Genomic DNA, 24,274 nt, shown 5'->3' with positions numbered 1-24,274 from the left:
ATCACACCTGCCGCTCCATCTCCACCACGGTGCGATAGCCGTAAAGCGCGGCCGTGATCCAGCGGTCCACCCGCCCGGTCACGGCAAAGCCGAGCCGGTCATAAAGTTCGCGCGCGCGCAGGTTCTCGCCCACCACATTGAGCCGGACTTTGCCAAAACCCTGTGCCTGTGCTTGCTCGCAAAGTGTTTTCATCAGCGCGCCACCGAGCCCAAGGCCGCGCGCCTCTTCGGCAACAGCCAGCCCATCAATCGACACCGTCTGATCGGGCAAGTCTTGTGCCAAGATTGCCAAAGCAAAGGCTCGCCATAGCGCCCCAAAGCGACCATAGACCGCGACCAGATCCTCGCGCGTTCCGGCCACGAAAGAGCCTTGCGGGGTGCGAAAGCCCACCACGCCGAGCACCCGGCCCGCTTCATCGGTTGCCGCGATCACATGCGCCGGGTCAATCACCCGCTCGATATAGCGCAGCGCCTTCGCCTCTGGCCCGATCACCCGGCCCAGTTTTCCACCAAAAGCGCGCCAATACAGCCCTGCCGCCTGTGCACGCTGCGCAGGCTCCAGCCCGTGGCGCAGCAATATCTTCACACCGCGCCCCCGCCCAGCGCCGCTTCCGCCCGCGCCAGATCGGCTTGGGTATTGATATTGGTGAATGGGTCCGGCGTGCCGGGAAAGTCGACCACATGCGCGCCTTCAAGGTAGGGACGCATCCGCCGCTCCCCCGTCTCAAACAACCGATCAAAGCGGGCCAAGTCTGCGGTCAACCAAAGCGCCGCCGTGTAATGCGCGCGTCCTGCATTTTTTGCATATGCCGCCCCGCCTGTGGCGAGCAAACGCACCGCAAGATTGGTCGGCAAAAAGGGCGTATCCACCGCCACGGTGACCAAGGCTTGTGCGCCTTCGGCATCGGCCCAGCGCAACCCGGCACGCACCCCCACCATCGGCCCCGCGCCCAATTCGGATTCTGGGTCGGCCAAGACCGGCAAGCCCAAATCGTCAAATCGCGCCGGATCGCCATTGGCCGACAAAGCCAGCACCTTGACCTGTGGCGCGAGCCGCGCCACCACATGGGAGAGTAGCGTTTGCCCCCCAAGCGTAATGAGCGCCTTTTCCGCGCCCATACGTTGCCCAGACCCACCTGCCAGCACCAGCCCTGCAATGCGCATATTGCCCCCGATACAATCGCGCCCTTGGCGGCGCAGCCTTCGCCCCCTAGAACTCGCCTATTGCACTCCAACGAGCAAGCCCCACCATGACCAACACGCCCTCCGCGCCTGCTGGACCGCTCTCCGTCGCCTATTGGCGCGGATTTCGGCAGGCTTTGCCCTTCATTTTGGTGATCGCGCCTTTTGGCCTGTTGTTTGGGGTCGCTGGCAACGAGGCGGGCTTTGACCTGCTGGAGGTAATGGGCTTTTCCGTTCTGGTGATCGCGGGCGCCTCGCAATTTACCGCCGTGCAGTTGATGAATGATCACGCCAGCACGGTGATGGTGATTTTGGCAGCACTTGCGGTGAACCTGCGGATGGCAATGTATTCCGCCTCGCTGGCCCCGCATCTGGGCGCGGCATCGACCTGGCAACGCGCATTTGTGGCCTATTCGATGGTCGATCAGGCTTTTGCGCTGGCCGATGCGGATTACAACCGCGCCCCCAAGCAAAGCTTGGCCGCGAAACTGACCTATTACACCGGCGCCTGCACGCCGATCGTGCCGCTTTGGTATAGCTCCACCCTTGTGGGGGCGCTCTTGGGCAAAGCGATCCCGCCCGCCTTTGCGCTCGATTTTGCCGTTCCGGTGACGTTTTTGGCGATGATCGCGCCGATGCTGCGCTCGATCCCGCATCTGGTCGCGGCGGCAGTCTCTGTGATCATGGCGCTGGTGCTGGCCTTTTTGCCCGCCGGCACCGGGCTGATCATCGCGGCGCTTTTGGCAATGGTCGCAGGCGCACAAACCGAGCTTTGGCTGACCAAGCGGAGGGCGCTGCAATGACCACAGCAGAATATTACGGCGCGCCGATCACATGGGTGATCATCCTCGCGCTTGGCGTTGGCACCTTCTTTTTGCGTTACTCATTCTTGGGGCTGATCGGCAACCGACCGCTGCCCGAATGGGCGCTACGCTATCTGCGCTACACCGCCGTCGCGGTGCTGCCGGGGCTGGTCGCCCCGCTCGTTCTTTGGCCCTCTGCCACCGGAGGGCAGCCCGACCCCGCACGCCTTGCCGCCGCCGCTGCCACAGTGGGAGTGGGGCTTGTCTCCCGCAACACATTTGCGGCGATTCTGGGTGGGCTTGCCACGCTATACGTGGCGCTCTGGCTGGTCGGCTAAAAAGGCGCGCAAACGCTTGGCCCGCGCGCTTTGCCCCAAGCGGAACGCTTAATAGGGCAGGTTCGTACCGTGTATGAACGGCTCGGCCTGAATCATCAGCACGCCCGAATTGTCGTCGGGATCATTGTCATAATGATCATCGGTCACCACACCCGGCAACTGACCAAAGGCTTTTGACAGTTTCACGGGCGAGGTGGTTTGCGGGATGCTTTCAAAGCCCGGAATATCGCGCAAAATGGCCGAGGTTTCATTGGCGCACATCATTTTCGCAACGGCGCCGTTGGCTTCCACCCGGTCAATCAGCGCCTCGGCAATCGCGGGCGAGACAGGCAGAGTTTGTTCACGCACGAACCACGTCTCACGCGAATGATAGTCGATGTAGAATTTATACATCTGATCGGTGATGCCGTAATCGACGTCATTGCGCTCTGGTACAGTCGGGTGCTTCCAAGTCCCGGCCGGATCAAAGATCACGCGCTCGGACCCGTCGATCATCAGCGCCGAATGCCCGCCTGCGCCGGTGGTCGTGCCAATCACCGTAAAAAGCGTCACCGAAGGCGGCTTGCCTGTGGAATAATGCGCCGCTTGCACCGCCTCATCCGGCGCCCAAACCGGCTCCGCACCACAAGCGGCCAGTGCCACAGGGGCCGTCATACAGATGAAAAGTCGGCGCATCTGCCCAATCTCCCACAAGAATATCGCATGATGCGCAGACCATGCCTTGCTCGCGTGAAACACGGACGACAGCGCAAAGACAACCGCCGCCCGTCTGAAAGGACCGAGAAAATGCGCAGGTGTTCCGTCTGGGCAACGCCGGGGCACGGCGAAACTAGACAGGGCTCCAGTAAGAGACACCCTCGCGCATTTCGCGCTTAATTTCACCGCGCAGATAGAGGTGGTTCAAATGCGCCACGGCTTCCACCAGTGCGAGCCCATATTCGGACATGCCGATCTCGCGTTTGAACAGCACCGGGAAACACTCCACCGCCGTATGCGGACGCTCCGCCAAACGCGTGCGCAAGCGCGCAAGTGCACCTTCGTGATTGTCGATCATTTGGCGCAGGCGGAGCGGCAGGCCGTAGAACGGCAACTTGTGGCCCGGCAAAACCAAGTGATCTTCGCGCGCATGGGGCTGGAAGGCACGGCAGCTTTCGATCCAATCCGCTACCGGATCGGCCAAGGGTTCGGAAGCATAGGCACCCAGATTGGCCGAGATTGAGGGCAAAAGCTGATCGCCGCCCAAGATCAGCCCGTCATCCTCGCTCCACAGGGTCGCATGATCGGGCGCATGGCCCTGCCCGATCCGCACCCGCCAATTGCGGCCCGCCGCGCGGATCACATCCCCCTCGGCCATATTGCGGAACCCAAGCGGCAAAGGGTGCACGCAATCGGCAAAGTTGAAGGGGCGCTCTGTCGCGCGAAACTCAAGCAACACCGGGTCCATGCCCGCTGCGCGCCAGAAATCTATGGTCTCGGGCACCGGCAGCGCTTGCTCATCAAGGCAAAGCATCCGGGCAAACAACCAACTGGTGCGGGTGGTCCAAAGCTCGGCCCCGCGCGCCTGCAACCAGCCCGCAAGACCAATATGATCGGGGTGGTAATGCGTCACGATCACCCGGCGAACGGGCTTGCCGGAAAGCGGGCCATCCAGCGCGCGGCTTAGCGCCTCAAGGCAGGCGCTCGCATTCATCCCAGGATCGACAAGCGTCCAGCCATCGCCATCATCAAGCGCATAAGCATTGACGTGATCCAGCGCGAGCGGCAGCGGCAAGCGCAACAACAAGACCCCTTCGGCGACCTCGATCGTGTCACCAAAAGCGGGCGGGGTTTCAATCGGGTAGCTCAGGCCGTTCTTTGTTTTCATGCCCCGAGGTCTTCAGGCGAAAGCGCGTAAAGGTCAACCGCCCCCGCCCGCACAGATGCGAGATCAGCCTCCGTCTGCGGCAAAATCCGGCGAATATAAACCGCCGCCAATTTTGCGCGCACCTCGTCGGCAAGGGCCGCTTTCAAATGGTAATGCGCCCCCAACACCCGCGCGAAGGCGCGCAGATAGGGCACCGCCCCCGCAAACCGATCTTGCGTGCCTTGGGCGATCAGGCCCTCGGTCGCTTCGCGCATGGTTTCAGCGGCTTGCCAAACGGCTTCTGCCAGATCGGGCAGGGTTTCGCGCGCGGCTTTTGCGGCATCTTCCACCTCTTGCAAAAGACGGAACGCGGCGCGGCCATCGTCCATCATTTTGCGGCCCACAAGATCCATCGCCTGAATGCCATTGGTGCCTTCATAAATCGCCGTCACGCGGACATCGCGCAGATATTGCGCGGCGCCCGTTTCTTCCACAAAGCCCATGCCGCCATGCACCTGGATACCCTGATCGGCGACATGGATGCCCACATCGGTGCCATAGGCCTTGGCAATCGGGGTCAAAAGCGCGGCGCGGGCATGCCAATCGGCCTCGCCCGTCGCACGGCCCATATCCAGCGCCACCGCACAAGCGAGCGCGATGGAGCGCGCGGCAAAGATATCTGCACGCATTTCTGCAAGCATCCGGCGAACATCCGCATGTTCAATAATGGGCGCGAATTGCACCCGCTCTTGCGCATAGGCGAGCGCCTTTTGATAAGCGCCCTCGGCCACGCCAATGCCTTGCACGCCGACGGCCAGCCGCGCGTTGTTCATCATCGTGAACATGGCTGCCATGCCTTTACCGGGTTCCCCCACCAGCCAGCCGGTCGCGCCTTCAAAGCTCATCACGCAAGTGGGGGAGCCATGCAGGCCCATTTTATGCTCAAGCGACACGACCTTGAGGCTGTTCGCCGTGCCCGGATTGCCCGCCGCATCGGGGAGAAACTTCGGCACCATGAAAAGCGAAATCCCTTTGGTGCCCGGCACCGCATCGGGAAGCCGCGCCAAAACAAGGTGGCAGACGTTCTCCACCATGTCGCTATCACCCCAAGAGATGAAAATCTTCTGCCCGGTGATCGCATAGGTGCCATCCCCCAACGGCTCGGCCTTGCTGCGCAGCGCCCCCACATCTGAGCCCGCCTGCGGTTCGGTCAGGTTCATCGTGCCCGACCACTCACCGGAAATCAGCTTGGGAAGGTAAAGCGCTTTCAACGTATCGCTGGCGTGGTGCTCCAGCGCCTCGATCTGGCCCTGGGTCAAAAGCGGCTTGAGTTGCAGCGCAAGGTTGGCCCCCGACATCATATCGTTGATCGCAACGCACAGAGTTTGCGGCAACCCCATCCCGCCAAACTCATGCGACGCCGCCACGGCAACCCAATGCCCCTCGGCAATTTGCGCATAAGCGTCTTTGAAGCCGGGGCTGGTGCGCATCACACCGTTTTCCAGCTTGGCGGGATGCAAATCCCCCGCGCGCAAAAGCGGCGCCATCACCTCATCACAGAGTTTCCCCGCCTCAAGCAAAACCGCTTCCACGGTATCCCCCGTGGCCTCGGCAAAGCGCTCGGTGGCCGCCACCGGCGCAAGCGGCACCACCTTGTCGAGAATGAAGCGAATATCGGCAACGGGGGAGCGATAGGCCATGACAGTCTCCTCAAGGCGGTCGGCGGCGCGCTTGGCAAATGGCCCTCGCGCGCGTATGTGCTGAAATCAGAAGTCAGGGGCAGGTTACCGCAGGGGAAAGCTCCGTCTACTGCAACGCAGCGTCACAAAAGGACCATGCCGGAAATGACCGAACGTCTGGGGGCCGATGCCGCAGGGCTGGCACGCGCGAGCACGCTGTTGCACGCAGGCGCGTTGGTCGCCTTCCCAACCGAAACGGTCTATGGCCTTGGCGGTGATGCACGCAATGGAACCGCCGTTGCAGGGATTTTTGCCGCCAAAGGGCGGCCACAATTCAACCCGCTCATCGTGCATGTGGCCGATATGGCGATGGCGGAAGAGATTGCCGTGTTTACCCCGCAAGCGCGGGCGTTGGCGCAAGCGTTTTGGCCCGGCCCGCTGACACTGGTTTTGCCCCTGCGCAAAGAGGCTGGGATTTCGGATTTGGTAAGTGCGGGGCTTGAGACGGTGGCCTTGCGCATGCCCGCGCATCCCCTTGCCCGCGCGCTCTTGGAAACCTTTGGCGGCCCGCTTGCCGCGCCTTCGGCCAACCCATCCGGCAAAGTCAGCCCAACCGAAGCTCATCATGTGCTGGAAGGTCTGTCGGGCAAGATCGCTGCGGTGCTGGATGGTGGGGCCTGCGCGGTGGGCGTTGAATCGACAATCCTGTCCCTTGATCCACCCACGATGCTGCGCCCCGGTGGCCTGCCTGCAGAGACCTTGGAAGAGGCGCTTGGCGCGTCCTTGGCCAGCGGTGGCAATGCGGCCAAGCCCAATGCCCCGGGCCAACTGACTTCACACTACGCCCCCGGCGCAGCGGTGCGGCTCAACGCAACGGAAAAGCGTGATGGGGAAGTGTTCATCGGCTTTGGCTCAGGCCCGAAAGCCGATCTGACGCTTTCCGCCACGGCGGATTTGGTTGAAGCTGCGGCGGCCCTTTTCGCTACACTGCGCGCCGCGGATAAGCTCGCAACGGCGCGCAACGCTACCGCAATTGCGGTTGCCCCAATCCCCGAAACGGGTCTTGGTCGCGCCATCAACGACCGGCTACGCCGCGCTGCTGCGCCGCGTAACTGAGCGCGCCATGCAAAAAGGCGGCGGGAGTGGACCGCCGCCTTTTGCATTTGTTTAGAAGAGATCAGGCTTCCGCCGTCTCAACGCCTTCACGCGGCTCACGCGGCGGACGCCCGATCACGTCACGCAGCGCGTCGAGCTCGATGAAATTGTCGGCCTGACGGCGCAACTCATCGGCGATCATCGGCGGCTGGCTACGGATCGTGGACACAACCGAAACGCGCACGCCCATGCGTTGCAGCGCTTCCACGAGCGGACGGAAATCCCCGTCGCCCGAGAACAGAACCGCATGATCAAGCCGCGGCGCGAGTTCCATCGCATTGACCGCCAGCTCGATATCCATGTTGCCCTTCACCTTCCGGCGGCCCATGGAATCAGTGTATTCCTTCGCCGGCTTGGTCACCATGGCGTAGCCATTGTAGTGCAACCAATCCACCAGCGGGCGGATCGGGGAGTACTCCTCGTTTTCAAGCAGTGCTGTGTAGTAGAAAGCCCGGACCAGCTTACCACGGCGTTCAAATTCTTGCCGTAGGAGCTTGTAATCGATGTCGAATCCTAGCGCTTTGGCAGCCGCATAAAGATTCGAACCGTCGATAAAGAGCGCCAGACGTTCGTCTTTGTAAAACATCAATAAGTCCTTTCCATCGGTTCCGCGGCGGCCTATGCCGAGTGGTTGACGCGGAAATCGATATGCACAATACGCCGCAGAAACCGTCTGATAGAGCGCGTGGATAACAAGCGCCGAGTGGGGAAGGTATCTGTCTTTATGTATACTAGCACGTTTTTTATTGCTTTCGGCGCGAATCTTCCAAGTTTTGTTGGGTCACCGGCACAAAGCATTGTGACGGCTATGGATTTTTTGCGCTCAGAGGCGCTCAACTTAAAGGCGATTAGCCGATTTTATCGTTCACCCGCATTTCCGGCCGGTTCGGGCCCCGACTATGTGAACGGCTGTGCCGTATTTGAAGCGACGCTGCCCGCCGAAGCCACCCTCGCTGCGCTACATCGGGTCGAGGCGCGTCTTGGGCGGGTGCGCGAAAAGCGTTGGGGCGCGCGCGGCATTGATCTGGACCTGATCGCCGTCGGCCAAACCATCCTGCCCGATCCGCAAGCACAGGCCCATTGGCGTGGCCTGCCGCTTGAACAGCAAATGACTGAAGCTCCAGACCAATTGATTTTGCCGCATCCACGGCTGGCGGATCGCGCTTTTGTGCTGATTCCCCTCGCCGAAATCGCCCCGCTGTGGCGCCATCCGGCAACAGGCAAAACCGTGCAGGAAATGGTGCAGAGCCTTGATCCGGCCGAAAAAGCCGCGCTTGTGCCGTTTTCTGCGCCGTTTGGCGGAGTGGGCGGCTTGTCAAGCCCGGATCAAGCGACTAAGTAGGCGGTTCACACCTCCCCGTTCTTCTGGAGATGATCATGGCCCGCGTGACGGTTGAAGACTGCGTTGACAAGGTTCCGAACCGCTTCGAGCTGGTAATGCTCGCGGCCCATCGTGCGCGCGAAGTCGCCGCCGGTGCCCCGCTCACGATTGATCGTGACAATGACAAGAACCCGGTGGTCGCGCTGCGCGAAATCGCCGAAGAAACCCAACTGGCCGACGATCTGCGCGAGCGCCTGATCGAAAGCAACCAAACCCAGATCGAAGTCGACGAACCCGAAGAGGATTCGATGGCGATGCTGATGTCGGGTGAAGTGGACCGTCCGAAAGCGGACGACATGGACGAAGAGCGCATGCTGCGCGCGCTGATGGACGCGCAAGGCCGCGAATAAGACCAAGGGGGCGAGCGCGCGCGAATGATCGACGTCGAAGACCTGATCGCGCTCGTTCGCAACTATAACCCGCGCTGCAATGCTGATCTGATCCGCCGGGCTTACGCCTATGGGTTGCAGATGCATGAAGGGCAGTTCCGCCACTCGGGCGAGCCCTATTTTACGCATCCCGTCGCCGTCGCGGCGATTTTGACCGAGCAGCGGCTTGATGATGCCACCATCGTCACCGCGCTTTTGCATGACACAATCGAAGACACCCGCTCGACCTATACCGAGGTCGAAGCGATGTTCGGCAATGAAATCGCCGAATTGGTCGATGGCGTCACCAAGCTGACCAACCTGCAACTTTCGTCGAGCGCCACGAAACAGGCGGAAAACTTCCGCAAGCTGTTCATGGCGATGTCGAAAGACTTGCGGGTGATCTTGGTGAAGCTGGCCGACCGTTTGCACAATATGCGCACGATCCGCTCCATGCGCCCCGAAAAACAGGCCCAAAAGGCACGCGAAACGATGGAGATTTTCGCGCCGCTCGCTGGCCGGATGGGGATGCAATGGATGCGCGAGGAGTTGGAAGACCTCGCCTTCAAAGTGCTCAACCACGAGGCGCGCACCTCGATCATTCGCCGTTTCGTTTCCTTGCAAAAGGAATCGGGCGATGTGATCTCGCAGATCACCGCCGACATTCGCCATGAGTTGGAAAAGGCGGGGGTCGAGGCCGATGTCTTTGGCCGCGCCAAACGCCCCTATTCGATCTGGCGCAAGATGGAAGAGAAGAGCCTCACCTTCTCGCGCCTGTCCGATATTTACGGCTTCCGCGTCATCACCCAAGACGTGGCGGATTGCTACACCGTGCTTGGCCTCATTCACCAGCGCTGGCGCTCGGTGCCGGGGCGGTTCAAAGATTACATCAGCCAACCGAAATCGAACGGCTATCGCTCAATCCACACCACGGTGTCGGGGCGCGATGGCAAACGGGTTGAGGTGCAAATTCGGACCCGGCAGATGCACGAGGTGGCCGAGGCGGGCGTGGCCGCGCATTGGTCCTACCGTGATGGCGAACGCGCGCTGAACCCCTTTGCCGTGGATCCGGCCAAATGGCTGAAATCGCTCAATGAACGCTTTGGCGAAGGCGATCACGACGAATTCCTCGAGAACGTCAAGCTCGAGATGTATTCGGACCAAGTGTTCTGCTTCACGCCCAAGGGCGATGTGATCAAACTTCCCAAAGGCGCCACGCCGATTGACTTTGCCTATGCGATCCACACCCGGATCGGCAATTCCTGCGTGGGCGCGAAGGTGGACGGCATTCGCGTGCCGCTGTGGACCCGGCTTAAAAACGGCCAATCGGTCGAGGTGATCACCGCCGCAGGTCAGCGCCCGCAGCCCACTTGGCTTGATATTGTGGCCACCGGTCGCGCCAAAGCGTCGATCCGCAAAAGCCTACGTGAAGAAGACCGAGGCCGGTTTGTCAAACTCGGCACCGAGCTCGCGCGGGTGGCCTTTGAGCATATTGGCCGCAAAGTCTCCGACAAAGCCTTGCGCACGGCGGCCAAAACCTTGGGCCTGCCGGATGAAACCGAGCTTCTGGCCCAGCTTGGCTCTGCCGAAATTACTGCGCGCGAAGTGGTGGAAACACTCTATCCCGAACTTGCAACGCGCGGCCCGGCCACGATTGAACCCAGCCGCGCTGTGCTTGGGCTTGGCGCGGACCAAAGCTTCCGCCGCGCCGCCTGCTGCCATCCGCTGCCGGGCGAGCGAATCGTCGGCATCACCTATCGCGGTCAGGGCGTGGTGATCCATGCGATCGACTGCCCCGCGCTTGAAGAATTTGAAGACCAGCCCGCACGCTGGGTGGACCTGCATTGGCAAGAGGGCGAACACCCGCCCGCCTATTCGGTTTCGCTCAAGCTCACGATCTCGAATGATGCCGGGGTGCTTGGCCATATCTGCACGCTGATCGGCGCGCAAAAAGCCAACATTTCCGACCTGAATTTTGTCGATCGCAAACCAGACTTTTACTCGCTTGTCGTAGAGGTCGAGTTACGCGATGCCGAACACCTGCACAGACTTCTGACAGCCCTTGAGGCAGAATCAGATGTTGCGCAGGTGGAACGCTGGCGAGATCTGGCGCGCAAGCCCTGATGGGGGCGGAAGGGAAGACGTGGTTTTCAAGAGGCGAAACAAGCGCAGCTGGCAGGCGGTGCTGCGAGACTCGCTTTGGCCGCGCGGCGGCTGGGGGCGGGCTTTTACTTATATTCGCCACCGACTGAACCGTCTGCCCGACCCGCCGCACCGGATTGCCCGCGGTATCTTCATCGGTATCTTCGTGTCCTTCACGCCGCTTTTTGGCATTCACCTGATTGTGGCGGCTGTGCTGGCCAAGCTTTTCCGCGGCAATGTGCTGGCCTCGCTCTTTGCGACGGTGATCGGCAATCCGCTGACCTTCCCGCTGATCGCGCTAAGCGCCATCAAGCTTGGCCACTGGATGACATGGGAAAGCTATGATGCGAGCCATGCCGAAGGGCTGCTAGATATCTTTGCCCAAGCCTTTGTCGATACACGCCACAATCTGATCGCCATTTTCACCAGCGCCCCGACGCAATGGAGCGGGATGTCCGAATTTTTCTATGACATCTTCTTGCCCTATCTTCTGGGCGGTGTGGTCATGGGAACGGTTGCCGGGGCTATTGGCTATTACATCGCGCTGCCACTGGTGACGGCCTATCAAAAAGCACGCAAATTGCGGCTGAAGGCACGGCTTGCGAAGCTTAAAGCGAAGCTGCCACAACGCAAAACCGTTGAAGCTGAGCCTGTGGAATGTGCACCCGAGGGCGCCTTGGTTGCGCCGCAGAAGATCCAGTCGAACGAAGCCGTCGAAAACAACGATAAAACCGATCACGAACCGGGGCGTGGCTAAGCGGCATCTTCCCTCTGCGCAAAGCTTTGGGCATAGTGGCGCCAATGATCCCCCGGAGGCCCCAATGACCCGTTCGATCCGCCTTGGCGTCAACATCGACCATGTGGCCACGCTGCGCAATGCCCGCGGCGCGTCCTATCCAAGCCCCTTGCGCGCAGCGCTTTTGGCACAAGAGGCCGGGGCCGATGGGATCACCGCGCATTTACGCGAAGACCGCCGCCATATCTCGGATGCCGACATGGCGGAACTGAAGGCCAATTTGCGCATTCCGCTCAACTTCGAAATGGCGGCAACCGAAGAAATGCAGCGCATTTCCGTTGCGACCAAACCCCATGCTGTCTGCCTTGTGCCGGAAAAGCGCCAAGAGCGCACCACCGAAGGCGGGCTCGACGTGATCAAAGATCAGGCGCGGCTCACCGCCTATATCGCGCCACTGCGTCAGGCGGGGGCGCGGGTGTCGATGTTCATCGCCCCTGATCCGCGCCAGATTGAGGCCTCTGCCGCGATTGGGGCGGCTGTGGTGGAACTGCATACGGGCCATTATTGCGACCTGCATTACGCAGGCAAATTCGCCGAACGCGATGCCGAGCTTGCCGCTTTGCGCAAAGGCGCGGCGCTCGCTGCCAGCCTTGGCCTAGAGGTCCATGCGGGTCACGGGCTGACCTATGAAACCGTGATGCCGATTGCCGAAATCCCGGAAATTGCCGAACTCAACATCGGCCATTTCCTGATTGCCGAGTCGGTCTTCATCGGGCTTGGCCCGGCAATTGCGGAAATGCGGCGGCTGATGGACGCAGCTCGGGCGTGAGCAACGCATGATCCTTGGCATCGGCTCTGACCTTGCAAATATCGAACGCATCGCCGGAACGCTGGAGCGGTTCGGCGACCGTTTTCGGCACCGCGTCTTCACCCCCACCGAAATCGCCAAAGCCGAACGCCGCGCCGATACGCCGGGCACCTATGCCAAGCGATGGGCCGCAAAAGAGGCCTGTTCCAAGGCCTTGGGCACCGGGCTTGCGATGGGCATCTCATGGAAAGACATGGCGGTGGTCAATCTGCCAACGGGTCAACCGATCATGGAACTGACCGGCTGGGCCGCAGAGCGGCTCGCCAAAATGACCCCCGAAGGCCATGAGGCCATCGTGCATGTCACACTCACCGATGATCACCCTTGGGCACAAGCTTTCGTAGTGATCGAGGCCCGCCCGCTTCCTTGACTTGATCCCCGTGACGCGCCAAGGAAGGCAAAGTTTTTAAGAAGAGGCAGAGCATGGCCAGCAAATCCGAAGGCGGCATCGGCGAAACCCTCCGCACCCTGTTTTGGGCGCTGGTGATTGCCGGGGTCTTTCGTACCCTTTTCTTCCAGCCGTTCTGGATTCCCTCGGGCTCGATGAAGGACACGCTGCTGATCGGCGACTTCCTCTTCGTCAACAAAATGGCCTATGGCTATTCGCGCTATTCTTGCCCCTTCGCAGGGCCAGATTTCTCGCCCTGCCCGGTCGAGGGGCGGATCTTCGCCTCTGAGCCCGAACGCGGCGATGTGGTGGTGTTTCGCCACCCAACCAAGAACGTCGACTTCATCAAACGGCTGATCGGTTTGCCGGGTGACAAAATCCAGATGGTGCGGGGCATTTTGCACATCAACGGCACGCCGGTGAAGCTGCAAGACGGTGGCCAATTCGTCGAAACCTATGAGCCGCAAGGTCCGCAAGGGGGCCGCCCGCGCTGCGCCAATGAGCCGGTGGGCGAAGGCGCCGATTGCATCAAGCCGCGCCAGATCGAAACGCTCCCGAATGGCGTGAGCCACGACATTCTGAACATCATCAATGGCGGTCGCGCCGATGATACGCCGGTCTTCACCGTGCCCGAAGGCCATTACTTCTTCATGGGCGACAACCGCGACAATTCCGAAGACAGCCGCTTCCCGCAAAGCATTGGCGGCGTGGGCTTTGTGCCGGCGGAATATCTGGTGGGCCGCGCCGACCGGGTGATGTTCTCTTCGGCGGGCAAATCGCTCTTCTACTTCTGGACCTGGCGGTCGGATCGGTTCTTCAAGGCGGTTGAATGAAGGTCTCGGCGGATCTCGCCGCGTTCATGACGCGGCTCGGCCATAGCTTTGAAAAACCAGAAATTCTGGTGCGGGCGCTCACGCATTCTTCGCTGGGCTCCCCGACCCGGCCCGACAACCAGCGGCTGGAATTTCTGGGCGACAGGGTGTTGGGGCTTTCGATGGCGGAGGCGCTGTTTCGCGCCGACCGTGCCGCCTCTGAGGGCCAACTTGCGCCGCGCTTCAACGCGCTGGTGCGCAAAGAAACCTGCGCCGCCGTCGCGCGCGAGATCGACCTTGGCGCGGTGCTCAAACTCGGCCGTTCTGAAATGATGTCAGGCGGGCGCCGCAAGGAAGCGCTTTTGGGCGATGCGATGGAGGCGGTGATTGCCGCCGTCTATCTGGACGCCGGGTTTGAGGTCGCCAAGGCGCTTGTGCTGCGGCTTTGGGGCAAGCGTATCGACACGGTCGAACAAGATGCCCGTGACCCGAAAACCGCGCTGCAAGAATGGGCGCAGGCGCGCGGCATGGCCCCGCCGCGCTATGAAACGCTTGGCCGCGACGGCCCCGACCACGCGCCCAAGTTTCGCATCGCCGTGCAACTCGACTCAGGCGATAGCGAAGAGGCCGTGGCTGGCTCCAAACGCCAAGCCGAACAAGCTGCCGCCAAGGCGCTGCTAGCGCGGCTGGAACAGGGCTAAGCCGCCCCTCCACAATGATCTGGATAGCAATCCCGCAGGTTCGTGCTAGCCTTGCGGGAAGGAATGGACTATCCCGCAGCAAACTTCAGGAGTCCAGATGACCGAAACCACCCGCGCGGGCTTTGTTGCCCTGATCGGCGAACCCAATGCCGGCAAGTCTACCCTGCTCAACCAGATGGTCGGCGCGAAGGTCTCGATCGTCACCCATAAGGTGCAAACCACACGCGCCCGTATTCGCGGGGTTTGCATGGCGGGCCAAAGCCAAATCGTCTTTGTCGATACCCCCGGCATCTTCCGCCCGCGCCGCCGCCTTGACCGGGCGATGGTCACCGCCGCTTGGGGCGGTGCCGCCGATGCCGATATTGTGGTGCTTTTGATCGAGGCGCATCGCGGCCTGACCGATGGGGTGATGGCCATTCTTGAGGCGCTAAAATCGCGCGAAGGCACGCAACCCGTCGCGCTTGCCATCAACAAGATCGACAAGGTGAAAGCCGAGCGGCTTTTGGAATTGGCCGAGAAAGCCAATGCCGAATTCCCCTTTGTGCGGACCTTTATGATCTCGGCCGAAAAGGGCTATGGCGTGGATGATCTGCGGAGTTGGCTTGCGGGTGAATTGCCCGTTGGCCCGTGGTATTACCCCGAGGACCAGATCGCCGACCTGCCGATGCGGATGATCGCCGCCGAAGTGACCCGCGAAAAGCTGACCCTGCGGCTGCATGAAGAACTGCCCTATCAGTTGACCGTCGAGACGGAAAACTGGGAAGAACGCCCCGATGGCTCCGCCCGGATCGATCAAGTGATCTATGTCAGCCGCGATGGCCATAAGGGCATTGTGCTGGGCAAGGGTGGCGAGACGATCAAGGGCATCTCGACCGCCGCACGCCATGATCTGGCCGATTTCATGGGCCGCCCGGTGCATCTGTTCTTGCAGGTGAAGGTGCGCGAGAACTGGCAAGATGAAGCCGAGCGCTATTCAGAAATGGGGCTCGACTTCAAGGACGGCAACTGACTATGCCGCCCCGTTTGCGCGCCGAACTTTGGGTGCGGGCTTATCTCAAACGGTTGGAGCTGAACAATATCCCCGCCTATATCGCCGCCAAGGGGCAACCCGATAGTGGTGCGGTGATGGTGAAATGCGCCACGCTGGATGGGCAGGCAAAGCTCTATACGCGCCGCTTTGACCTGATGACCGATAGCGAGGCTTGGGCGGTGCTGACCGAGGGCCCCGAGCGCGAGGTGGATGAAAGCATCCGCAAGCAACGCAGCTTTGACCCCGATCTTTGGGTGATCGAGCTCGAGGCCCGGCATGGCCGCACGCTTTTGGAAGAAGACGGTCTGAAAGACTGACTTTCCCCTTCGACTTTGTCCAAATATCCTCGGGGGGTTCGGGGGGCAGACAGCCCCCCGCCTGTGGCGAAACAGATGGACTGGCAAGACCAAGGCACGATCCTTTCAACCCGCCTGCATGGCGAAAGCTCGGCGATTGTCGAGGTGTTTACGGCCATGCATGGCCGCCACCTTGGCGTGGTACGCGGCGGGGCATCGCGCAAGATGGCGGCCACATTGATGCCGGGCAGCCATGTCGCGCTCACTTGGCGCGCGCGGCTTGAGGATCATTTGGGCAGTTTCACCGTTGAGCCGTTGGCCTCGCGTGCGGGCGCGCTTTCTGATCGGCTCGCGCTGATGGGGCTCAATTCGGTTTGTGCGATGCTGTCCTTTGTGCTGGCCGAGCGCGACCCGCATCCGCGTCTTTACGCAGCAACCGAGCCGCTTTTCACCGTCATCGGGCAAGCGGCAGAGGGCTGGGTGGTGGATTACCTGCACTGGGAAATGGCACTGCTTGAAGAGCTTGGCAGCGGACTCGACCTCACCCGCTGCGCGGTCACCGGCACGCGCGATGATCTGGCCTATGTTTCACCTCGCTCAGGCCGGGCAGTGAGCCGCGGTGGCGCGGGCGATTGGGCCCCACGCCTGTTGCCTTTGCCGCTTTGCCTTTTGGGCCAAGGCCCGGCCACTTGGGGGGAGATTGGCGAGGGCCTCTCCCTCACTGGCCATTTCCTGACCCGCTTTGCAGAAGACCACGCCCGCAAACAATTGCCAGAGGCGCGGCGGCGGTTGATCGACGCCATTGCCCGTCAGGGCTGAGGCCGATCATCTAGCAGCAATTGCATCAGCGCCAAATCAAGCCAACGCCCGAACTTTTTGCCCACTTGGCGCATCACCCCCACATCAGCAAAGCCGAGCCGCGCGTGCAGGCGGATTGAGCCTATGTTCGCCGCATCAATCGCCGCCACCATAACATGAAAGCCCTCCGCCCGCGCGCGGGCAATCAGCGCTTCCATCAACTGCGCGCCCTTGCCGCCGGAGCGATGATCGGGGTGGACATAGACCGAATGCTCGACCGTCAACCGATAACCATCATGCGGGCGAAACGGGCCAAAGCTGGCATAGCCCAAGGCCTGTCCGTCCTCGTCCCAGACCAGCACCGGAAAGCCTGCTGCTTGGCGCTCAGCAATCCACGCACGGCGGTTTTCGGCATCCACCAAAATCTCGTTCCAGATCGCAGTCGAGTTTTGCACGGCGTCATTATAGATCGTGCAAATCGCTTCAGCATCCTCAGGGCGGGCATCACGGATCATGGCGGTCTCCTTTCCCGCCAGATTGCGCGAAACCTTTGGAGGCGCAATAAAAAACGGGGCCAAGAATGGCCCCGCTTGATGCAATTTGAAACGGCTCAACCCAGCAGGCGACGCGCAATCACTTGCGCCTGAATTTCCGCCGCACCCTCGAAGATGTTCAAGATGCGGGCGTCACACAGGATACGCGAGATCGTGTATTCAAGCGCAAAGCCGTTGCCGCCGTGGATTTGCAAAGCATTGTCCGAACAGGCCCAAGCCACGCGGGCGCCAAGCAGTTTCGCCATACCCGCCTCAACGTCGCAGCGATGGCCGTGGTCTTTCTCCCAAGCCGAGAAATAGGTCAGCTGCCGCGCGATCATGATTTCAACGGCCATCATCGCGAGCTTGCCGCCGACGCGCGGAAACTCGATCAGCGATTTACCAAATTGCTTGCGGTCGATCGCATATTGCATGCCAATCTCGCAGGCCGCCTGCGCCACACCCACGGCGCGGGCAGCGGTTTGGATGCGCGCCGATTCAAAGGTTTCCATAAGCTGTTTGAAGCCTTTGCCGGTCTCGCCGCCCAGAAGGTTTTCGCCCTTCACGCGGAAGCCATCAAAGCCCAGCTCATATTCCTTCATGCCGCGATAGCCCAAAACCTCGATCTCGCCGCCGGTCATGCCCGGCGTCGGGAAGGGGTTGTCATCGGTGCCCGGGGTCTTTTCTGCCAAGAACATCGACAGGCCGCGCCAATCGGTGGTGTCAGGCTCGGTGCGGGCCAGAAGCGTCATCACATGGGTGCGTTGGGCGTGAGTGATCCAAGTTTTGTTGCCCGTCACCACCCAGTCATCGCCATCCTTTACCGCACGGGTGCGCAGGCTCCCAAGGTCCGAGCCGGTGTTCGGTTCGGTGAAAACAGCGGTCGAAAGGATCTCGCCCGAGGCCAGCCCCGGCAGCCATTTTTGCTTTTGTTCTTCGGTACCGCCGCAGATGATCAGTTCCGCGGCAATCTCGGACCGCGTGCCAAGCGAACCGACGCCAATGTAACCGCGCGAAAGCTCCTCGGTCACCACGACCATCGAGGCTTTGGACAGGCCCAACCCGCCGTATTCCTCCGGGATGGTGAGGCCAAAGACGCCCAGTTCGGCCAGTTCCTCGATGATCTCCATCGGGATCAGTTCGTCCTTGAGGTGCCATTCATGCGCATTCGGGATCACGCGTTCCTCGGCATAACGGTGGAACTGATCGCGGATCATTTCCAACTCTTCATCCAAGCCAGAGGTGCCAAAGAGCGCGCGGCCTTGGTTGTCTTGCATCCGTGCCACCAGCGCCATGCGCGCGGCATTGGTATTGCCTTCGGCCATCAGCCTGCGCGCGGCCTCCGACGGCTCCCACGCAACGCCAAGGTCGGTCAGGCGCGCGGTTTCGCCTTGGCTCATCGGGATGCCACCGGCGATCTGGTTGAGGTATTCGCCAAAGCCGATTTGCAGCAAAAGCTGCTCCATCTCACCAAACTGGCCCGCCTCGGCGACACGGCCCGCCCAGCCGCGCAGTTGGATCAGCGACTGGTTATAGGTGGCAAGCCACGCCAAAGCATGGGCCGTAAATTGGTCCTCTTCCAGCGCGGCATTGGAAATTTTGTCGCCCCGGCTGACTTTAGCCTTCAGGCCCGCAGTCGCCTCGGCGGTCAGTTTCGCAATCTCGGGAAGCGTCGCCTCAGTCAGCGCAAGCAGGTCGGCAAGAAGGATCGTCTCGGTCATGTCAGCCCCATCTGCGCCGGGATTCGGCGCGGTTGTTTTGCGGTTCCCGAGTGCTTAGGCATTTTGCAGGTGCAGCGCAATAAAAATTCGCGCGAAGCTTGATCAAAGACCGAATGTGTCGCGTCCGATTTTGCTCAGGCGGCAACCGGGCCATCGCGGCGGCGACGCTCTGCCGCCAAAGCTTGGGCTTCGTAAGTGCGCAAAACCCGCCGCGCGGCAGCCCCATGCAACGGCAACTCCGAGCCCAAATCGGCCAAGGCGGTGGTGCGCGCCAGTGCGGGCGTGCGTGCAAGCCGCCCAAGGCTCAGGCTTTCGATCAAGCAGCCATCGGCACTCAAAAGATGGTGCCCCTCAAGCAAAATTCCGTGCCAATTCAAAACACAAGGTCGGTCAGGTTGCTGCGCGCTAACGCCATCCACCAAATGCTGCGCGCCGATCAAAACCTCATCCTCGCCAAAAAGGTAATCCACCGCCGCGCCTCCCAAGGCCACACGATGGCGCGGCCATAACCACAAATCCCGCGTGGCTCCAAAGAACGGCGCACAAAGCCGCACCGGACGTAAGGCGCCAAGCGCAGGCAAGGAAACGCGCCCAGACCACAAAACCTTCTGCGGCCCAGCATCCGCGGTCTCGACCCAATCTCCCGCTTTCAAACTGGCGGCGGGGCGTTCGCCTTTCGGCGTCGCAATCGGTGTTGCAGGTGCAAAACAAGCCCCGGGCCCGACGGGCTGAACATGATCGCCGAGCGCCAACCACTCGACCCGCGGCCCAAGTTGCGTGCCGTCTTGCGCTGCCGCTAAAGCCGCCAAATCCGCGCGCGGCATTGCCAGTGGATCATGCCCAAGCTTTTGGCGCAGGCTGCCACCATCCACCGCCTCTAAGCTGAGACGACTGAGGCCCTTCTCACAGTCCCAACTCCACGTCACCCGCATGCGCCCACCCGCTTGACAGGCGCTTGAGACATCAAGCGAAAGCGCATGCACCGCGTCGCCTTGACGCTGCACAAGGCTTAGATGCCCCTCCCCATCAAGCGCGAGCGAGAAAAACCGCAGCCAGCCTTCGCGCGAACCAAGGTGCACAAGCCCTAAAGGCCCCACCTCCCCCTGCATCAGGGTGAATTCCAACATCAGGCTGCCGCGCGAAAGCTGCGCACCAAGGCCCGGTTCGGCGAAACTCACCGCGCCGCGACTTGGCAAATGCGCCGCAAACCAGCCCACGTCCCGCTGCGCCATGCTCAGGCGACCATCCGCTGCAGCACCTGTGCCTCATAACTGCGCAGCATACGCCGCGCCGCTGGGCCATAGCCTTCCCCCGTAGCCGGGTCGAGGTCGGGGAACAGAGTTTGGATCTCTTGTTGCGCCTCACTCTCCATCCCGCCCATGACTTGAGGGCCAGGCAGAAAGCTCTCGGTCGCCAGACCTTCCGAGAAGACGATGTGATGGCGGTCGAACAGGATATGGACATACTCCACAAAACCGCCCTCGCGCACCGTGACTTGCCGGCCATCGACCAAATCCTTGGCCGCGACCAAAACCTCGGACTCGCCAAACATCAACTCGGCCACTGGATCGCGCACCAACACCCGATGCTGCGGCGAGAAAAGAACATCACGCGCCGCGCCATAGGCACCCTTGGCAAAGCGGATCGGGGCAAAGGCCCCCGCAGCGGCAACCCGCGTGCGCCCCACCCAGCACAAAGGCTGCGGCCCGGCATCTTGCGTTTCCACAAGGTCGCCCGGCATCAAAGCCTCGACCGCGCGCAGCCCATTGGGCGTCGCGATTAATGTCCCTGCGACGAAACAAGGCACCACATTGACGGAAACCATACCCACATCGGTGTGACCCGAGGTTGAGGCGATCTCATAGGTGAAGTTGACGCTTTCTTCGCCCACGTCGCTGGTGACCTGTAGCGAGCCATCGGCGTTCAGCGTGACGGTTTCGCCCGACGCAAGCTGAACCGTATCGCCCGCACTGACCGCCACCCCATTGATATGGGTGATCGTGAGCGTCCCGCTGGTGCCATTGATGTCATTGCTCAAAACATCCAGCGTGCGGCTGCCATTCTCGCCAAGCGTGATCTCATCATCGGCAGCGATCAGCACCGTCTGCACAGAATTCGCCGCGATCAGGAGGTTCGAGTCATAGCTCGAGTCGCTCACATCCGCGATACCGATGCGCAGGCTGTTCACCTGCCCCGGGATAACTTTGAACGTCACAGACATGGTGACGGTGAACCCGTCCATCTCGGTGTTGTAGTCATCCCCGGTGTTGGAAATGTAGAGGTTCTCGTTATTGGTGCCGTTCACCCCGTTGACCGAGGCGTTCAGCTCCACATCAACCGAGCTGCCATTCACCCAAAGCCCGACCACGTCGTTATAGATCGAATTGACGTATTCGGGATATTCTTCCGAGGCGAAGGTGAAGCTGATCGTCATCACATCGCTGTCGGGGACGAATGTCACATCTAGATAGGCCGCATCATAGGTGCGCGTGCCCGCCAAAGCGTTGAAACCGGAGTTATTATCCTGCCCCCAAGTGTTGGTGGAGGTGTTGGAATAGCGGTTCGGATCGCCATTGCGCTGAGTAAAATCCGACACGTTCCCGGTCGATAGGATCACGCCCGTATCGCTTGGTGTCGTCTCTGGCGCGCGGGAATCACCGTAATAGTAAACCGCTGCGGATGAGGATGCGCCGGTGTAGCTGGCCGAAACCACGCTCACCCCATCGCCAAAAATCGTTTGCGCCATCTGCGTTGCCGACGCAGAGGTATTGTATCCAAGCTCGCGCCCGGTTGCCATGTCCTGCCCTCTCCTAGAGGGCAGAGCAACAAATGCTCCGCTCCGGCAATTTGCCGGTCCGTCCGTGGCCATTCGGCCTTTTCATTGGGGGCTTTTGCCCTGCTCGTGTTGCCCTGCCTCGGGTCGTTTATTGCTTATACGTTAGGATAGTTTTGGACTGATTCAAAACAGAAATTTCCGGCCATTCTCGGAGGTTGCGCCAAAGCAACATCGCGCGCGCGTTGCGCCTTGCCCGCAGCCCGGCTAAGGCTTGCATGAAACAGGAGCTTGCCATGACCACCGATCCGATAGCGCTCACCGCCGATCTTATCCGCTGCCCCTCTGTCACACCCGAAGAAGGCGGCGCATTGGTGCTACTGGAAAAGCTGCTGAGCGAAGCCGGGTTTGCCTGCACGCGGGTGGATCGTGGCGGTGTGCCAAACCTCTTTGCCCGCTGGGGCGAAAGGGGCGCCAAGACCTTTGGCTTCAATGGTCACACCGATGTGGTGCCGGTGGGCGATGCGGCGGCGTGGACGCATGATCCCTTTAGCGGGGACATTGTCGATGGCGTGCTTTGGGGGCGCGGCGCAACCGATATGAAATCGGGCGTTGGCGCTTTTGCCGCCGCAGCCGTGGATTTTGTCCGCGAAACGCCGCCCGAGGGCGCGATTGTGCTGGCGATCACTGGCGATGAAGAAGGGCCGGGCCACGATGGCACGCGCGCGCTTTTGGATTGGATGGTCGCTGAGGGCGAGGCGATGTCAGTCTGCCTCGTGGGCGAACCCACCTGCCCCGAAATCTTGGGCCAGATGATGAAAATTGGCCGCCGCGGTTCGATGACCTTTTACATTGAAGCCGAGGGGGTGCAGGGCCATTCCGCCTATCCGCATCGCGCCAAAAACCCGCTGCATGGGCTGGTGGATCTGCTTGGGCAGATGACCGCCAAACCGCTTGATGAGGGGACCGAGCATTTTGAACCCTCAACCCTGCAGATCACCACGATTGATTGCGGCAACCCGGCCAATAACGTGATCCCGGCAAAAGCGCGGGCCACGGTGAACATCCGCTTCAACGATGCGCATTCCTCCGCCACGATCAGCGCGTGGGCCGACGGACTGGTGGAAGGGATCGAGGCCACAAGCGGGGTGAAATTCGCCCTACGCACCGAGGTTTCTGGCGAAAGCTTTCTGACCCCGCCGGGCGAATTTGTGGCACTGGTCGCGCGTGCGGTTGAGGCGGAAACAGGCGTGACGCCGGAGCTTTCCACCTCGGGCGGCACCTCCGATGCGCGCTTTGTCAAAGACCATTGCCCGGTGCTGGAATTTGGCCTTGTGGGCAAAACCATGCACCAAGTGGACGAACGCATTGAGGTTGAGCAAATCACCGCGCTGAAAAGCATCTACACCCGCATTTTGCGCGATTACTTCGCATGAAGATCATCGAAACAAGCGATTTGACGGCCCCCCATGCGCTGCGCCGTCAGGTGTTCATTGAAGAACAGGGCATTGCCGAGGCCGAGGAATGGGATGACCTTGATGGCGAGGCGATCCACCTTCTGGCGCTCGAAGGCGATGCGCCGATGGGCACCGCACGGCTGTTTGTGAAGGGCGATCTGGGCAAGATCGGGCGCGTTTGCGTGGCCATGCCCGCGCGCGGCACGGGGCTTGGTAAGCTTCTGATCTTAGAGGGTTGTGAGCGGTTGCGCGCGGCAGGCTGCACCCGCGTGCAACTCGGCGCGCAGGTGCAAGCGATGGGCTTTTATGAAAAGCTGGGCTTTGTCGCCTTTGGCCCGGTTTATGACGATGCGGGCATCCCGCACCGCGACATGGAGCGAGTGCTGGCTTAGTTGCGCAAGGCCAGCGTTTCTGCGCGCAGATCGGCCAAGAACTGACGCGGGTTCTTCAGCGCGGCGGCGATATCTTCGGCCGATTTGGCATGACCAATCACCGGATGCTGCGGCTTGTTGAGCGCGCGACGGATTTCATAAAGCAACAAGCCTTGCCGCAAAGTCGGGCTCAGCTTGTTGGCAATTTGATAAAGCCGCGAGTTCTTGCCCGGGAAATGGATCGGCAAGACCGATGCGCCCGAACGCGCCAGCATTTTCGCGGTGAATGGGTTCCATTCACCCTCAATCGCCGGGCCGAAATAGGTCTTCGAATGCGCCACTGCCCCCGCAGGAAAGAGCACAATCACGCCCCCCGCCTTCAGCGTAGACATGCATTCCGCCCGCATTTTCAGGCTTTCTTCTTGCGCATTTGGCTCATGCGGGAAGGGCACCGGCAGCATGAATTCAGCAATTTCCGGAATGCCCGTCAAAAGCGACCGGGTCAGAATTTTATAATCCGTGCGCACTTGGCCAATCAGATAGGCCAGCACCATCCCATCCACCAAGCCATGCGGGTGGTTCGCCACCACCACAAGCGGGCCCTCTTTCGGGATGCGGGCAATCTGCTCGGGCGGCGTTGTGACATTGATCCCCATGATCTCAAGCGCTTGCGGCCAAAACGGCTGCCCAAAGGGCGCGCCACGACGCTCAAACTTGCGGATCAGGCTAAGCAATTTCAGCTTTGCAGTGGCCCATTCAATCGCGCGGATCGTGCCCGCTTTCCACGGGTTGGTGAAGGTGCCAGCATAGGACAGACGCCCCTTGTCATAGGGTTTCTGTTCTATCTGCTCTGCGCTGACGCGCCCATCTGCGTTCACACTGAACCTCTTGCCTTGCGG

The 24,274-nt window shown here is 61.0% G+C and carries 27 protein-coding genes; 16 read left to right on the top strand and 11 right to left on the bottom strand.

Annotation, left to right across the window (positions count from 1 at the left end):
• Nucleotide 1: 1 nt before the first annotated feature.
• On the bottom strand, nucleotides 2–586 hold the full coding sequence (locus BW967_RS10815) for a GNAT family N-acetyltransferase (RefSeq protein WP_076485096.1): 585 nt from the start codon (nucleotides 584–586) through the stop codon (nucleotides 2–4).
• The gene (gene mobA, locus BW967_RS10810; RefSeq protein WP_076485095.1) at nucleotides 583–1,164 is read right to left on the bottom strand and encodes a molybdenum cofactor guanylyltransferase MobA; all 582 of its coding nucleotides are present in this window, start codon (nucleotides 1,162–1,164) and stop codon (nucleotides 583–585) included. Before mobA ends, BW967_RS10815 begins: the two co-directional genes overlap by 4 nt.
• Before the next feature lie 86 nt (nucleotides 1,165–1,250).
• Between mobA and BW967_RS10805 the strand changes: the two genes are divergently transcribed.
• Both BW967_RS10805 and BW967_RS10800 read left to right on the top strand, forming a co-directional pair.
• Nucleotides 1,251–1,985 (top strand): AzlC family ABC transporter permease, encoded by a 735-nt coding sequence (locus BW967_RS10805; RefSeq protein ID WP_076485094.1) that lies wholly within the window; start codon nucleotides 1,251–1,253, stop codon nucleotides 1,983–1,985.
• Nucleotides 1,982–2,323 carry an AzlD domain-containing protein gene (locus BW967_RS10800; protein ID WP_076485093.1) on the top strand — a complete coding sequence of 114 codons (342 nt, stop codon included), beginning with the start codon at nucleotides 1,982–1,984 and terminating at the stop codon, nucleotides 2,321–2,323. Before BW967_RS10805 ends, BW967_RS10800 begins: the two co-directional genes overlap by 4 nt.
• A 48-nt stretch (nucleotides 2,324–2,371) precedes the next feature.
• Here BW967_RS10800 and BW967_RS10795 read toward each other — a convergent pair whose 3' ends face one another.
• The 3 genes from BW967_RS10795 to BW967_RS10785 all read right to left on the bottom strand — a co-directional run bounded on the left by BW967_RS10795 (nucleotide 2,372) and on the right by BW967_RS10785 (nucleotide 5,866).
• Nucleotides 2,372–2,998 carry a hypothetical protein gene (locus tag BW967_RS10795; RefSeq protein ID WP_076485092.1) on the bottom strand — a complete coding sequence of 209 codons (627 nt, stop codon included), beginning with the start codon at nucleotides 2,996–2,998 and terminating at the stop codon, nucleotides 2,372–2,374.
• Between the two features lie 154 nt (nucleotides 2,999–3,152).
• Nucleotides 3,153–4,187: an MBL fold metallo-hydrolase gene (locus BW967_RS10790; RefSeq protein WP_076485091.1), complete on the bottom strand. Its 1,035-nt coding sequence runs from the start codon at nucleotides 4,185–4,187 to the stop codon at nucleotides 3,153–3,155.
• A complete protein-coding gene (locus BW967_RS10785) occupies nucleotides 4,184–5,866 on the bottom strand; it encodes an acyl-CoA dehydrogenase (RefSeq protein ID WP_076485090.1) in 1,683 nt (560 codons plus the stop codon). The genes BW967_RS10790 and BW967_RS10785 overlap by 4 nt, the downstream gene beginning before the upstream one ends.
• A gap of 144 nt (nucleotides 5,867–6,010) precedes the next feature.
• On the opposite strand from BW967_RS10785, the gene BW967_RS10780 reads away from it, so the two are divergent.
• Complete coding sequence (locus tag BW967_RS10780) at nucleotides 6,011–6,961, top strand: L-threonylcarbamoyladenylate synthase (protein WP_076485285.1); 951 nt, start codon at nucleotides 6,011–6,013, stop codon at nucleotides 6,959–6,961.
• 61 nt (nucleotides 6,962–7,022) lie between these two features.
• On the opposite strand, the gene BW967_RS10775 is transcribed toward BW967_RS10780, so the two are convergent.
• Nucleotides 7,023–7,586 carry a LabA-like NYN domain-containing protein gene (locus BW967_RS10775; RefSeq protein WP_076485089.1) on the bottom strand — a complete coding sequence of 188 codons (564 nt, stop codon included), beginning with the start codon at nucleotides 7,584–7,586 and terminating at the stop codon, nucleotides 7,023–7,025.
• A gap of 99 nt (nucleotides 7,587–7,685) precedes the next feature.
• Here BW967_RS10775 and folK point away from each other — a divergent pair, with 99 nt between their 5' ends.
• From folK to recO, 11 genes are all read left to right on the top strand, one after another.
• Nucleotides 7,686–8,342, top strand: a complete 657-nt coding sequence (gene folK / locus BW967_RS10770) for a 2-amino-4-hydroxy-6-hydroxymethyldihydropteridine diphosphokinase (protein ID WP_245826523.1) — start codon at nucleotides 7,686–7,688, stop codon at nucleotides 8,340–8,342.
• Nucleotides 8,343–8,377: 35 nt separating this feature from the next.
• Entirely contained in the window at nucleotides 8,378–8,731 is a 354-nt protein-coding gene (gene rpoZ / locus BW967_RS10765) for a DNA-directed RNA polymerase subunit omega (protein ID WP_076485087.1), read from the top strand.
• 24 nt (nucleotides 8,732–8,755) lie between these two features.
• Nucleotides 8,756–10,873, top strand: a complete 2,118-nt coding sequence (locus tag BW967_RS10760; protein ID WP_076485086.1) for a RelA/SpoT family protein — start codon at nucleotides 8,756–8,758, stop codon at nucleotides 10,871–10,873.
• 19 nt (nucleotides 10,874–10,892) lie between these two features.
• The gene (locus BW967_RS10755) at nucleotides 10,893–11,648 is read left to right on the top strand and encodes a DUF2062 domain-containing protein (protein ID WP_083952152.1); all 756 of its coding nucleotides are present in this window, start codon (nucleotides 10,893–10,895) and stop codon (nucleotides 11,646–11,648) included.
• A 64-nt stretch (nucleotides 11,649–11,712) separates the two neighbouring features.
• A complete protein-coding gene (locus tag BW967_RS10750; RefSeq protein WP_076485085.1) occupies nucleotides 11,713–12,456 on the top strand; it encodes a pyridoxine 5'-phosphate synthase in 744 nt (247 codons plus the stop codon).
• A gap of 7 nt (nucleotides 12,457–12,463) precedes the next feature.
• Nucleotides 12,464–12,865 carry a holo-ACP synthase gene (gene acpS, locus BW967_RS10745; RefSeq protein WP_076485084.1) on the top strand — a complete coding sequence of 134 codons (402 nt, stop codon included), beginning with the start codon at nucleotides 12,464–12,466 and terminating at the stop codon, nucleotides 12,863–12,865.
• 53 nt (nucleotides 12,866–12,918) lie between these two features.
• Nucleotides 12,919–13,716: a signal peptidase I gene (lepB, locus tag BW967_RS10740; protein WP_076485083.1), complete on the top strand. Its 798-nt coding sequence runs from the start codon at nucleotides 12,919–12,921 to the stop codon at nucleotides 13,714–13,716.
• The gene (gene rnc / locus BW967_RS10735) at nucleotides 13,713–14,396 is read left to right on the top strand and encodes a ribonuclease III (RefSeq protein WP_076485082.1); all 684 of its coding nucleotides are present in this window, start codon (nucleotides 13,713–13,715) and stop codon (nucleotides 14,394–14,396) included. The genes lepB and rnc overlap by 4 nt, the downstream gene beginning before the upstream one ends.
• A gap of 97 nt (nucleotides 14,397–14,493) precedes the next feature.
• The gene (era, locus tag BW967_RS10730) at nucleotides 14,494–15,405 is read left to right on the top strand and encodes a GTPase Era (RefSeq protein ID WP_076485081.1); all 912 of its coding nucleotides are present in this window, start codon (nucleotides 14,494–14,496) and stop codon (nucleotides 15,403–15,405) included.
• Nucleotides 15,406–15,407: 2 nt separating this feature from the next.
• Nucleotides 15,408–15,743, top strand: coding sequence for a DUF1491 family protein (locus tag BW967_RS10725; RefSeq protein WP_076485080.1), 336 nt, complete (start codon nucleotides 15,408–15,410; stop codon nucleotides 15,741–15,743).
• A 75-nt stretch (nucleotides 15,744–15,818) separates the two neighbouring features.
• The gene (gene recO / locus BW967_RS10720; RefSeq protein ID WP_076485079.1) at nucleotides 15,819–16,541 is read left to right on the top strand and encodes a DNA repair protein RecO; all 723 of its coding nucleotides are present in this window, start codon (nucleotides 15,819–15,821) and stop codon (nucleotides 16,539–16,541) included.
• Here the strand turns inward: recO and BW967_RS10715 are convergent.
• The 4 genes from BW967_RS10715 to BW967_RS10700 all read right to left on the bottom strand — a co-directional run bounded on the left by BW967_RS10715 (nucleotide 16,532) and on the right by BW967_RS10700 (nucleotide 21,571).
• Nucleotides 16,532–17,035, bottom strand: coding sequence for a GNAT family N-acetyltransferase (locus BW967_RS10715; protein WP_076485078.1), 504 nt, complete (start codon nucleotides 17,033–17,035; stop codon nucleotides 16,532–16,534). The two genes, recO and BW967_RS10715, sit on opposite strands and share 10 nt — an antisense overlap.
• Nucleotides 17,036–17,130: 95 nt before the next feature.
• Nucleotides 17,131–18,774 carry an acyl-CoA dehydrogenase family protein gene (locus BW967_RS10710; protein ID WP_076485077.1) on the bottom strand — a complete coding sequence of 548 codons (1,644 nt, stop codon included), beginning with the start codon at nucleotides 18,772–18,774 and terminating at the stop codon, nucleotides 17,131–17,133.
• 134 nt (nucleotides 18,775–18,908) lie between these two features.
• A complete protein-coding gene (locus tag BW967_RS10705) occupies nucleotides 18,909–20,006 on the bottom strand; it encodes a Hint domain-containing protein (RefSeq protein WP_076485076.1) in 1,098 nt (365 codons plus the stop codon).
• Between the two features lie 2 nt (nucleotides 20,007–20,008).
• Nucleotides 20,009–21,571, bottom strand: coding sequence for a Hint domain-containing protein (locus BW967_RS10700; RefSeq protein ID WP_076485075.1), 1,563 nt, complete (start codon nucleotides 21,569–21,571; stop codon nucleotides 20,009–20,011).
• Between the two features lie 272 nt (nucleotides 21,572–21,843).
• Here BW967_RS10700 and dapE point away from each other — a divergent pair, with 272 nt between their 5' ends.
• A complete protein-coding gene (gene dapE / locus BW967_RS10695) occupies nucleotides 21,844–22,983 on the top strand; it encodes a succinyl-diaminopimelate desuccinylase (protein ID WP_076485284.1) in 1,140 nt (379 codons plus the stop codon).
• The gene (locus BW967_RS10690; RefSeq protein ID WP_076485074.1) at nucleotides 22,980–23,396 is read left to right on the top strand and encodes a GNAT family N-acetyltransferase; all 417 of its coding nucleotides are present in this window, start codon (nucleotides 22,980–22,982) and stop codon (nucleotides 23,394–23,396) included. Before dapE ends, BW967_RS10690 begins: the two co-directional genes overlap by 4 nt.
• Here the strand turns inward: BW967_RS10690 and BW967_RS10685 are convergent.
• Nucleotides 23,393–24,253, bottom strand: coding sequence for a lysophospholipid acyltransferase family protein (locus BW967_RS10685; RefSeq protein WP_076485073.1), 861 nt, complete (start codon nucleotides 24,251–24,253; stop codon nucleotides 23,393–23,395). The two genes, BW967_RS10690 and BW967_RS10685, sit on opposite strands and share 4 nt — an antisense overlap.
• Nucleotides 24,254–24,274 lie beyond the last annotated feature (21 nt).

The sequence above is a fragment of the Rhodobacter aestuarii genome, assembly GCF_900156655.1.
Classification (GTDB): Bacteria; Pseudomonadota; Alphaproteobacteria; order Rhodobacterales; family Rhodobacteraceae; genus Rhodobacter; species Rhodobacter aestuarii.
Note: the sequence above shows the minus strand (reverse complement) of the source record. Positions and strands in the feature narration are given on the sequence as shown.

Excerpts from the sequence above, each read along its gene's own strand:
- recO (WP_076485079.1), top strand. The coding sequence starts at position 15,819 with ATGGACTGGCAAGACCAAGGCACGATCCTTTCAACCCGCCTGCATGGC.
- BW967_RS10715 (WP_076485078.1), bottom strand. The coding sequence starts at position 17,035 with ATGATCCGTGATGCCCGCCCTGAGGATGCTGAAGCGATTTGCACGATC.
- acpS (WP_076485084.1), top strand. The coding sequence starts at position 12,464 with ATGATCCTTGGCATCGGCTCTGACCTTGCAAATATCGAACGCATCGCC.
- BW967_RS10725 (WP_076485080.1), top strand. The coding sequence starts at position 15,408 with ATGCCGCCCCGTTTGCGCGCCGAACTTTGGGTGCGGGCTTATCTCAAA.
- BW967_RS10775 (WP_076485089.1), bottom strand. The coding sequence starts at position 7,586 with ATGTTTTACAAAGACGAACGTCTGGCGCTCTTTATCGACGGTTCGAAT.
- BW967_RS10760 (WP_076485086.1), top strand. The coding sequence starts at position 8,756 with ATGATCGACGTCGAAGACCTGATCGCGCTCGTTCGCAACTATAACCCG.
- BW967_RS10785 (WP_076485090.1), bottom strand. The coding sequence starts at position 5,866 with ATGGCCTATCGCTCCCCCGTTGCCGATATTCGCTTCATTCTCGACAAG.
- BW967_RS10780 (WP_076485285.1), top strand. The coding sequence starts at position 6,011 with ATGACCGAACGTCTGGGGGCCGATGCCGCAGGGCTGGCACGCGCGAGC.
- BW967_RS10790 (WP_076485091.1), bottom strand. The coding sequence starts at position 4,187 with ATGAAAACAAAGAACGGCCTGAGCTACCCGATTGAAACCCCGCCCGCT.
- BW967_RS10690 (WP_076485074.1), top strand. The coding sequence starts at position 22,980 with ATGAAGATCATCGAAACAAGCGATTTGACGGCCCCCCATGCGCTGCGC.
- lepB (WP_076485083.1), top strand. The coding sequence starts at position 12,919 with ATGGCCAGCAAATCCGAAGGCGGCATCGGCGAAACCCTCCGCACCCTG.
- dapE (WP_076485284.1), top strand. The coding sequence starts at position 21,844 with ATGACCACCGATCCGATAGCGCTCACCGCCGATCTTATCCGCTGCCCC.
- BW967_RS10710 (WP_076485077.1), bottom strand. The coding sequence starts at position 18,774 with ATGACCGAGACGATCCTTCTTGCCGACCTGCTTGCGCTGACTGAGGCG.
- BW967_RS10795 (WP_076485092.1), bottom strand. The coding sequence starts at position 2,998 with ATGCGCCGACTTTTCATCTGTATGACGGCCCCTGTGGCACTGGCCGCT.
- BW967_RS10700 (WP_076485075.1), bottom strand. The coding sequence starts at position 21,571 with ATGGCAACCGGGCGCGAGCTTGGATACAATACCTCTGCGTCGGCAACG.
- BW967_RS10705 (WP_076485076.1), bottom strand. The coding sequence starts at position 20,006 with ATGGCGCAGCGGGACGTGGGCTGGTTTGCGGCGCATTTGCCAAGTCGC.
- BW967_RS10800 (WP_076485093.1), top strand. The coding sequence starts at position 1,982 with ATGACCACAGCAGAATATTACGGCGCGCCGATCACATGGGTGATCATC.
- mobA (WP_076485095.1), bottom strand. The coding sequence starts at position 1,164 with ATGCGCATTGCAGGGCTGGTGCTGGCAGGTGGGTCTGGGCAACGTATG.
- rnc (WP_076485082.1), top strand. The coding sequence starts at position 13,713 with ATGAAGGTCTCGGCGGATCTCGCCGCGTTCATGACGCGGCTCGGCCAT.
- era (WP_076485081.1), top strand. The coding sequence starts at position 14,494 with ATGACCGAAACCACCCGCGCGGGCTTTGTTGCCCTGATCGGCGAACCC.
- rpoZ (WP_076485087.1), top strand. The coding sequence starts at position 8,378 with ATGGCCCGCGTGACGGTTGAAGACTGCGTTGACAAGGTTCCGAACCGC.
- BW967_RS10750 (WP_076485085.1), top strand. The coding sequence starts at position 11,713 with ATGACCCGTTCGATCCGCCTTGGCGTCAACATCGACCATGTGGCCACG.
- BW967_RS10805 (WP_076485094.1), top strand. The coding sequence starts at position 1,251 with ATGACCAACACGCCCTCCGCGCCTGCTGGACCGCTCTCCGTCGCCTAT.